The sequence below is a fragment of the Desulfurellaceae bacterium genome (assembly GCA_021296095.1).
In the GTDB taxonomy this organism is placed as follows: domain Bacteria; phylum Desulfobacterota; class Binatia; order Bin18; family Bin18; genus JAAXHF01.
In genome coordinates, this window is record JAGWBB010000015.1 from 19,134 (window position 1) to 28,381 (window position 9,248).

Below are 9,248 nucleotides of genomic sequence, written 5' to 3' on the forward strand. Positions count from 1 at the left end.
GCCGTTCGACTATTCGGGTGAGCCGACCAGGGGCGATTCACGCATCGCCCCTGGAGCTTTTTCAGCCCCGGTGTTGTCTACCGGCCCGGGCGTAGCAAAAATATCGATCTGCCGCCAGTGGTCCTGACAGAAGCGCCAGCAAAACCCCAGTCCCAGGATAATCACATTCGCCGTACCGGCCAGCCACGGGCCGAGCGACTCAAGATTGGTATACGCCACCGAGCCGAGGCTCAGGGGCGCAAAAACCAGGAAGAGAACGGCCAGGGTAAAGCCGGCCGGCCAATGCGTATCCCCGGCGCCCCGCAAGGCGCCGAAAAAGGTCATGCCCAAGCCGTCGAACAGCTGAAAGGCAACCGCGCACAGCAGGATGTTGGCGCCAAGCTGAATGACCAAGGGATCGGTGCTGAAGACGCCGATCAGGGAGAACCGGAACACAAAAAAGAACACGCCCATCAGACCGACATACACCAGGCAGATACACAGCGTTTCGTACACCCGCCGGACGGCCGTCTCCCACTCCCCGCGTCCAATATAGCGCCCGACCAGGGCCGACAGGGCCTGCGACAGGCCCAGCGCCGGCATGAACGAGATCATCATATATTGCACGGCGATATTGCTGGCGGCCAAGTGTTCCTTGCCGAACTGACCCACGATCATGACGATCAGCAGCCCCCAGCCCAGAATATCAAGAGCCCCCTGCATGCCCGCCGGCCAGCCGATATGGAGCAGACGGCGCGTCCGCGCCCAGTCAGGCGACCAGCCCAAGCGGGTAGAAAATTCGGCCCGGTAGCGCGACGACAGAAATACGCCCAGCAGCACGCCCAGCTGGACAACAAAGCTCAGCACCATGGCCAGACCGGCCCCGGTCAGGCCGAGCCGCGGGGCGCCCCAATTCCCGAAGATGAACGCATAGTTCAGGACCACATTGGTGCAGTTGGCGGTCAGCACGCCGACCAGGGCGATCCCCGGCCGGTGGATGCCGTAGAAAAAGCCGCTTAAAGCCCCGATCATGACCGACAGGCCGATGCCCCACAAGCGGACACGAAAATAGGCCACTTCAAGCACCAGGACTTCCGGCTCATGCCCGAACAGCGAGAAGAAGCCCGGCGCCAGAGGCCAGAACACCGCACAGGCCAGACCGACAAGCGCACCGAAATAGATTCCCTGCCAGGCGTAGGCTGCGGCTTCGTCGGGTTCGTCACGGCCGAAGGCCTGGGCCGCAAACGTATTCACACAGCGCGTGATGCCGAGCGGCAGAGCCGTCAGGGTAAAGGCGATGACGCCACCCGGCATGGCCGCCGCCACTTCCGCGGTGCCGACCAGGGCGACCATCCAGGTATCGACAAAGCCCATGACGGTGAATGAGGCCATCGAGGCGATGATCGGCAGGGCCAGGCGGAGAATTTCGCGCAGTCCGCTCAGGGTAGGAAGCGTCATTATATGTCCATTGGAAAAGCAGCCCGGCCAGGGCCACGGCAGAATGTTTCTAAGTTGATCGTTTTATACTAGACTGCGCAAGAGCCCAGGATGAAGGAGGAGGCACCCATGGCGACATCGCGAGCAGCAAAAACGGCAAAATCCGCCCAGCCCAGTACCCGCCGCACGGCCGCCACGCGGGCAGGCACTGAGGTCACGCCCATGGATGATTACGAAGGGGTGCGGCAAGTCCTGAGCCGCTACTGCTTTGCGCTGGACAGCGGCCAGCTGGACCTGCTCGGCCCCCTGTTTCACCGCGAGGCGAGCTTCTCCGTCTCGTTCGAGGCCGGCACAACCCATACCGGCCGGACAAAGATTCAGGCCTGGTATGAGCAGCTCTTCAGCCAGCGCTCGGGCCAGGTTCGCTGTATGCGGCATAAAATCTACGAGCCGCAGCTGAGCATTAACGGAACACAGGCCAGCTCGGTGGTGTATTTTGATGCCGACTCGCTCCAGGCCGACGGCAGCGTCCGGGTCGTGGCCGGCCGCTATGACGACACGCTGGTGAAGGAGCGCGGCCGGTGGTTTTTTAAGGATCGGACCATTACGGTCTTGTACAACTACACCCCAGGCAAGGGCCAGGAAGGAATGTAAACGCTATGGCAGACTACATCAACGTTGACGAAGCCCGGAGCATGTCCGGCCTGAGACTGGTCCTGACCCCAGGCGTGCCGGGCCCGTGGAGCGAGGCGGCCAAGGGCATTTTTGATGTCAAAAAACTTCCGTATGTCCGCGTTGCCCAGGAGATGGGCGGGGAAAACAAGGCCCTGATCGAGTGGTCGGCCCAGGCCACCGCCCCGGTCGCGGTGTGGAACGACGAGCCGCCGCGCTCAACCTGGATCGAGCTGCTGTACCTGGCCGAGCGGCTCGGCCCCGAGCCGGCCCTGATCCCGACCACGATTGAGGACCGGACGACCATGTTCGGCTATTGTAACGAGCTGTGCGGAGAGACCGGGTTCGGCTGGTCGAAGCGGCTGATGCTGGTCCATCCGGTCCTGAGCGACCCGAACGCCAGCCCTGAAAACCGGGGCTTCGCCAAATACATCGGCGATAAATACGGCTATGAGGCGACGGTGGCGGAAAACGCTCCGCACAAGACGGCCGAGATCATCCGCTTCCTGTGCGCCCGGCTTGAGCGGCAGCAGGCTGCGGGCAGCCGGTTCTATATCGGTCAGCAGCTCAGCGCGCTGGATATCTACTCGGCCGCGTTTACCGCCCTGATTAAACCCTTACCGGACGAGCTGTGTTCCATGCCCAAGGCTATTCGGACCATGTACGTCAACACCGACCCGGTGCTCGACGCGGCGGTGCGGCCGATTCTGTTCGAACACCGGGACTTCATTTACCACGAGTATTTGAAACTGCCGATCGACCTGTAGACCACAGTTGGAATACCGTCCGGAATTGGTCCCAGTTTCTCTCGGGAAGGCATAACTCGCCTACCCTACGCGTTCCTCCGAGCCCGTTCTGACTCCATCCAGAAGTAGAGCGCGTGGAGATGATTGGGGAATTGGTATCCACCTCAAACCTCGGGATCTACATCCAGGGCTCCGAGTCCTTTCATCCGTCGCAGGAAATTGTCCAGCACTTTCTGTTCGGCGTCCGACAGGCGAGCCGCGAGTTCCGACCTGCGGAACCGCATTGTCTGGGGCTCGTCTGCCATCTTGCGAAGGATTGATCGGTATCGTTCGCTTCGAATAGCGCTGAATACCTGGGGCTCCAATAGCTTTCGTCCAATGACTTCAGCCGCAGAAACGATCCCAGCCGTAATGGCCCCCTGAGCGATTTTCGGGCTTTGGGCCGAACGCCACACGGCATCACCGATCTCATGCGCCAACACCGGCATTCCGCCGGTGTACCGAACGAGTATGGCGAGATCGTCGTCAGCGATCTCTGCGTTCCCCGCCTCGAATGAGCGCCGGTAGAACTCGATCACTTCTTCGTCCGACCAAGGAGTGATGTCAGTCAACTCGAAGACACGAGCGAGCGAGGGCGGACGTGCCACCAGCTCCTGACGCCGCTCTTCAAGTCCGACCACGAGGATACAGAGCGGGACGTGCTTTTGGGAGGTAGAGATCTCGTCCACCATGCTCTTCAGCCAATTGGCAAACACGTCCGAGGTCGCAAGACCGTTGATGTCGTCGAGAATGAGCAGGATCGAACTCCGGTCCGTCAACTTATCACATAGCCCCACGATTGCCGAAACGAAGTCATCGGCAATGCTAGACAGATCGCTGTCATTGAGCTTCAACTCTAACGTGATACCGAACAGCCCGACCTTACGGACTCGATCCCCGAAGAAGCTTTTGATCTTCCCGTGCCACGGCTTGTCCACACTCTCCTTGAGCAGGCGCTCAAACGTTCTTCGCAACATCTCCTTCAGATCCCGGACACCGCCAAGGAAAACATGACACGCCGCGAGCTTGCTTTCCTGCTCGGACAAGAGGCGAACGAAATAGGCGAGAGAACTCTTGCCAATCCCTCGCTCGCCGCTGACAAAACCGATCTTGAATCGCCCGCGCGCGCTGGCTCTCACCATGCCACGTAGGCGCTCAATTTCGTCGACCCGTCCCACAAAGAACTCACTTGGCACAGGCTGCCCCGGCCTAAAGGGGCTCGATTCGGGATTCACTACGCGCTCCTCTACAGAGAATTGTCGATAGCTGAACGCTTGCCTAAGCCGTAGCGGTTCCCGTCACGCACGGAAGGATGCTTGGTCGTACCGGAAACGTAGGCTGCCAAGCTCATAGCCTCACGACGGCGGCTCGTCCGCCTCCCCGGCCGGATCGCCCTCGCGCACAATCTCCACCACATCGACTTTCCGAAGCGTGAGTCGGCGTCTGCGCTGCTGAAACATGGCCTCTATCTGAAGCGGCGTTCCGGGCTGAGCCTGGGAGATTTTCGACAGCAGATCGCTCGGACCGATGAGGTTATAGTCAATCGAGAACCTGCCTGCCTGTTGAAGAATATGGCGGCTGGTGACGATGTGCTTAGGCAGGTTGACGGCTCTGACCTCGACCACCTCGAACTGGTAGGTCTCGCTGTACTTGGCGATCCCCATACTGACAACGGCCAGACTGCTGGGGTCGGGCCGCGAATTGATGAATCCTTTGAAGCGGACCAGGAAAGGCGTCCGCGAGTCCTCAGAGGACGGGTTATCACCACCCATCCCGAACGGTATGCTCGGGATCGGAACCTGGGCCGTCGCCGACGATAGCAAGCAAAGACTCACCAGGCTGCTCACCACGAGCATTACGCTCACTCTTGCCACGTGCTTCATCATCGCCCTGCTCCTTCTTGCTTCAGCTGGGTTTCCAGCAGCTCCAGTGCCGCGCGGGTAAATGTCCACATGTTGGCCTCGCGGTCGGAGTGGCGGGTTTCAATCGTCAGTGTGTGTTCGACCGGGCCGGCAATGGCGATACAGGCATGGCCGGCCGCGTCCCCGTAGCGGTTGCCGGTCGGGCCGGTCGCTCCGGTCTCGGCCAGCCCCCAGGTCGTGCCCACATGGCCTCTGACCGCCCGCGCCATACGCAGCGCATACGGTTCGCTGCTCGGCAGGACGCCGGTAAAATCCTCGTCCGCCAGCGCCAGCAAGGTCCGCCTGGCCTCAAGGGTATAAATCACCCCGCCGCCGACGAAATACGCCGAGGCGCCGGGCACGGTCAGCAGCGCGGCCGAGATCAGGCCTCCGGCCGACGACTCGGCAACCGCGATTGTCTGTTTGCGTTCCTTGAGCAGGGCGCCGACGGCCTGACCCATGGCGGTTAAATCATGCATATACGCTCCGTTTGGCTGGGTGGAGAGGAATGATTCACCCCTTCAGGGGTATCCCATTTGGGGTCTCCAGACAAGCATATTGCTCCTCCAGCACACTCCTCGCCCTTCGGCCCGGATTATGCTAAACAGGCACACGACCGCCCCCACAGGAGAGTGATTATGGACACACGCTATGGAGACGTTGAGGTGAGCCTGGCCGACCATGTTGCAACGGTTGAGATTCAGCGCCCCCCGAATAATTTCTTTGATACCGACCTCATCCGTTCTCTGGCCGACGCGTTTGAGGCCCTGGATGCCGAGCCCGACTGCCGCGCCAGCGTCCTGGCCGCCCAGGGTAAGCACTTCTGCGCGGGCGCGAACTTTCATACCGGCCAAGCCGAGCGGGACCTGCGCAATGTCGAGAGCGGCAACCCGCTGTACGCCGAGGCCGTGCGGCTGTTTGCCTGCAAAAAACCGATTGTCGGCGCCATCCAGGGTGCGGCTATCGGCGGCGGCTTTGGGCTGGCGCTGGTGCCCGACTTCCGGGTGGTGTGTCCGCAGACGCGCTTTGCGGCGAATTTCACCAAACTCGGCTTTCATCCCGGCTTTGGACTCACCCATACCCTGCCGCGTCTGATCGGCGAGCAGCGCGCCAACCTGATGTTCTACACCGGGCGGCGGATCGGCGGTGAGGAAGCTTATGCCTGGGGGATGGGCGACGTGCTGACCGAGCAGAGTGAGGTCCGCAGCGCAGCCCTGGAACTGGCCAAAGAGATTGCCGAGAGCGCACCCCTGGCCGTTCAGTCGGTGCGAGCGACCATGCGCGGCGCGCTGGCCGCCGCGATCAAGCAGGCCACCGACCACGAGTTCAAGGAACAGCACTGGCTACAAAAAACCGAGGATCACAAAGAGGGCGTCAAAGCCGTGGCCGAGCGGCGCCCGGGGAACTTTGTGGGCCGCTGATTCGCCCTGCGGTCAAGCCCGGCGACCTACCAGGTATCCACACACGGCCGCTTCTTGCCCTCCCGGGCGGGCGGCGGCGGCACCGAGCGCAGCGCGGCCATGATCCACCGCCGGGACTCCGCCGGGTCAATCACATCGTCAATCTCAAAGTAGGTCGCGGTGCTGAGCGCCTTGCCGTTCTCATACATCTTGTCGACCAGATGCTCGTATAACTCCTGGCGTTTCTGGGGGTCTTCCACCTCGGCCAGCTCTTTGCGGAAACCGAGCTTGACCGCGCCTTCCAGGCCCATCCCGCCGAACTCTCCGGTCGGCCACGAGACGGCAAAGAAGGGCGCCTTGAAACTGCCGCCGGCCATGCCCTGAGCGCCCAGACCGTAGGACTTGCGCAGCACAATCGTAAAAAAGGGCACGCTGATACTCGACCCGGTCACAAACATCCGACAGCAGTGCCGCACCAGGGCGGCTTTCTCGGCCTCGGGTCCGACCATATTGCCCGGCGTGTCGCACAGCATCAGGATCGGAATGTCGAAGGCGTCGCACAGCTGCATGAAGCGCGTGGCCTTGTCCGCGGCCTCGCTGTCAATCGCGCCTCCCAGATGCTTGGGATTGTTGGCGATAATCCCGATCGGCCGCCCCTCGATACGGGCAAAGGCGGTCACCATGCCGAGGCCAAAGTGACGCCGGATTTCCAGTACCGAGTCGGTGTCGGCCAGCGTGGTGATGACATCCCGGATTTCGTACACCCGCAGACGGTTTTCGGGCACGATGCGACGCAGCAGGCGCTGGTCGGCGCACTGCCAGTCGGCAATCGCGCCCTGGAAATACGACAGATACCGCTTGGCCGCGACCACGGCCTCGGCCTCATCCTTGACCGCAATATCCACCACCCCGTTGGGCACCTGCACATCCATCGGCCCGACATCTTCGGGCCGGAACACACCCAGGCCGCCGCCCTCAATCATGGCCGGACCGCCCATGCCGATATTGGAGCCCTCGGTGGCAATAAGCACGTCGCAGCAGCCCAGGATGACCGCGTTACCGGCAAAGCAGCGGCCCGAGGTCACGCCGACCAGCGGCACCAGACCGCTCAGCCTGCCCCACAGGTGAAAGGCCATCACATCCAGGCCGGCCGGACTCGACCAGTCGGTATCGCCGGGGCGGCCGCCGCCGCCTTCGGCAAAGAACACCACCGGCCGCTTCCACTTCTCGGCCAACTCGAACATGCGGTCTTTTTTGTAGTGGTTCTTGAACCCCTGGGTGCCGGCCAGGACCGTGTAGTCGTAGGCCAGCACAATGCACTGGGCGCGCTCGTCGTCAAACAGATCGCCGTTGATGCTGCCGACACCGGCGAGCATGCCGTCGGCCGGCGTGTTCTTGATCAGGTCTTCGAGCGAACGGCGCTGGCGCTGGGCGGCGATGACCATCGGGCCGTACTCGACAAAGCTATCCGGGTCACACAGGTCGGCGATGTTCTCACGGCTGGTACGCTGGCCGGTCTTGCGGCGGCGGGCGACGGCTTGGGGCCGGGCGTCGTCAAGCCCGATCTCGTGCCGCTCAACCACCTCGGCCAGGTCAGGGCGAATGTAGTCCAGGTCAATCTCCTGCTGCTCTCGTGAGGCGACCACGTCAACCTCACCCTCTTGGATGAAGACCAGGGGATGGCCCTCATACACCGTATCGCCCTCAGCTACCGTGACTTCTTGCACGATGCCGCTCGACGCGGCGGCGATGACGTGCTCCATCTTCATGGCTTCCATGATGAGCAGCTGCTTGCCGCTATACACCGCCTCGCCCTCGTGAACGTCGAGGCTGACAATCGTGCCCTGCATGGGCGCCGTGACCGCAAGGCTGCCCTCCGGCCCGACAATCTCAACCGCGGCTGCGGCGGCCGGTGCGGCGGGCGTCGTCAGCGCCTGCCCGTCGCCCGCGCCCTTCCCGAAATGCAGCACCGCCAGGGGATCGCCCGCATCGACCTTCACGCCCGCCCGCCCCGGAACCGGGGGTGGGGGCGCGGCGGGGGCAAAAAACAGCTGTTGATGTTGCTGTTCAGCCGACACCAGATCGGCGATATGGTCTTCAACAAAGCGGGTATACACCCGGCTTTCAACAAAATCGGGATGGCGCAACAGGCTCTGCAAAAACGGGATATTGGTCGCCACGCCTTCAACCTTGCACTCGCATAAGGCGCGGTAGGCGCGCGTCACCACGTCGCGAAATTCGCGGGATGGCGAAGAGGCAACGAGCTTGGCCAGCAGGGAGTCGAAGCGCGGGCTGGTCCGGTAGCCGGCATAGCCGAACGAATCAACGCGCAGGCCGGGACCTGAGGGCAGCTCAAATGTGCTCAGCAGCCCGCCTGCGGGCCGGGCGTCGCCGTCGGCCTGCATAGTCTCCATATTGATCCGGGCCTGCAGGGCAAAGCCGCGCGGTTGGGGGATATCGGCCTGCTCGAAGGCCAGGCTGGCCAACGACTGTCCGGCCGCCAGCTGGAGCTGGAGTTTGACCAGATCAAGCCCGGTGACCTCTTCGGTCACGGTATGTTCAACCTGCAAACGGGCGTTGGTCTCAATGAAGGCGTAGTCCGCCTCGTCTTCCGCGCCTGTCGCGTCAACCAGGAACTCGAAGGTACCAAGACTGTTGTACTTGACGGACTCTGCCAGTCTGACCGCCGAGGCAATGAGTCGGTCGCGTAGCGGAACTGGCAGCCCAGGGCTGGGAGCGACCTCGACCAGCTTCTGATGGCGACGCTGGATACTGCACTCGCGCTCCCATACGTGGCTCACCGCGCCAGACCCGTCGCCGACAATCTGAACCTCAATATGTCGCGCGCGGGGAATCAGGCGCTCCACATAGACCTCAGCATTCCCGAACGCAGTCTTCGCCTCGGACCGGCAGCGCGCATACGCCTCCTCAAGCTCGTCGGCGCTGTGGACCATACGCATCCCGCGCCCGCCGCCACCGGCCACGGCCTTGATCAGCATGGCTCCGCCGTCGCCCAGAGAGGCGAAAAACGCCCGCGCCTCGTCCAGGCTGGTCGGCTGGGTCGTGCCCGGTAG

At 62.5% G+C, this 9,248-nt stretch carries 8 protein-coding genes; 3 read left to right on the forward strand and 5 right to left on the reverse strand.

Features of this window, described 5'->3' with window-relative positions; translation table 11 throughout:
- Positions 1 to 9: 9 nt before the first annotated feature.
- Positions 10 to 1,437, reverse strand: coding sequence for an MATE family efflux transporter (locus J4F42_05175; protein MCE2484881.1), 1,428 nt, complete (start codon positions 1,435 to 1,437; stop codon positions 10 to 12).
- 108 nt (positions 1,438 to 1,545) lie between these two features.
- Between J4F42_05175 and J4F42_05180 the strand changes: the two genes are divergently transcribed.
- Together J4F42_05180 and J4F42_05185 are read left to right on the forward strand one after the other, a co-directional pair.
- A complete protein-coding gene (locus J4F42_05180; GenBank protein ID MCE2484882.1) occupies positions 1,546 to 2,070 on the forward strand; it encodes a nuclear transport factor 2 family protein in 525 nt (174 codons plus the stop codon).
- Between the two features lie 5 nt (positions 2,071 to 2,075).
- The gene (locus J4F42_05185; GenBank protein ID MCE2484883.1) at positions 2,076 to 2,855 is read left to right on the forward strand and encodes a hypothetical protein; all 780 of its coding nucleotides are present in this window, start codon (positions 2,076 to 2,078) and stop codon (positions 2,853 to 2,855) included.
- Between the two features lie 143 nt (positions 2,856 to 2,998).
- Here the strand turns inward: J4F42_05185 and J4F42_05190 are convergent, their stop codons facing one another.
- The 3 genes from J4F42_05190 to J4F42_05200 all read right to left on the reverse strand — a co-directional run bounded on the left by J4F42_05190 (position 2,999) and on the right by J4F42_05200 (position 5,253).
- Positions 2,999 to 4,108, reverse strand: coding sequence for an ATP-binding protein (locus J4F42_05190; protein ID MCE2484884.1), 1,110 nt, complete (start codon positions 4,106 to 4,108; stop codon positions 2,999 to 3,001).
- A gap of 120 nt (positions 4,109 to 4,228) precedes the next feature.
- Positions 4,229 to 4,645 carry a hypothetical protein gene (locus tag J4F42_05195; GenBank protein MCE2484885.1) on the reverse strand — a complete coding sequence of 139 codons (417 nt, stop codon included), beginning with the start codon at positions 4,643 to 4,645 and terminating at the stop codon, positions 4,229 to 4,231.
- A 110-nt stretch (positions 4,646 to 4,755) separates the two neighbouring features.
- Positions 4,756 to 5,253 (reverse strand): CinA family protein, encoded by a 498-nt coding sequence (locus tag J4F42_05200; protein MCE2484886.1) that lies wholly within the window; start codon positions 5,251 to 5,253, stop codon positions 4,756 to 4,758.
- A gap of 159 nt (positions 5,254 to 5,412) precedes the next feature.
- On the opposite strand from J4F42_05200, the gene J4F42_05205 reads away from it, so the two are divergent.
- Positions 5,413 to 6,195: an enoyl-CoA hydratase/isomerase family protein gene (locus J4F42_05205; protein MCE2484887.1), complete on the forward strand. Its 783-nt coding sequence runs from the start codon at positions 5,413 to 5,415 to the stop codon at positions 6,193 to 6,195.
- A 26-nt stretch (positions 6,196 to 6,221) separates the two neighbouring features.
- Here the strand turns inward: J4F42_05205 and J4F42_05210 are convergent.
- Positions 6,222 to 9,248: hypothetical protein (locus J4F42_05210; protein ID MCE2484888.1), on the reverse strand; the 3,027-nt coding region annotated here is incomplete at its 5' end.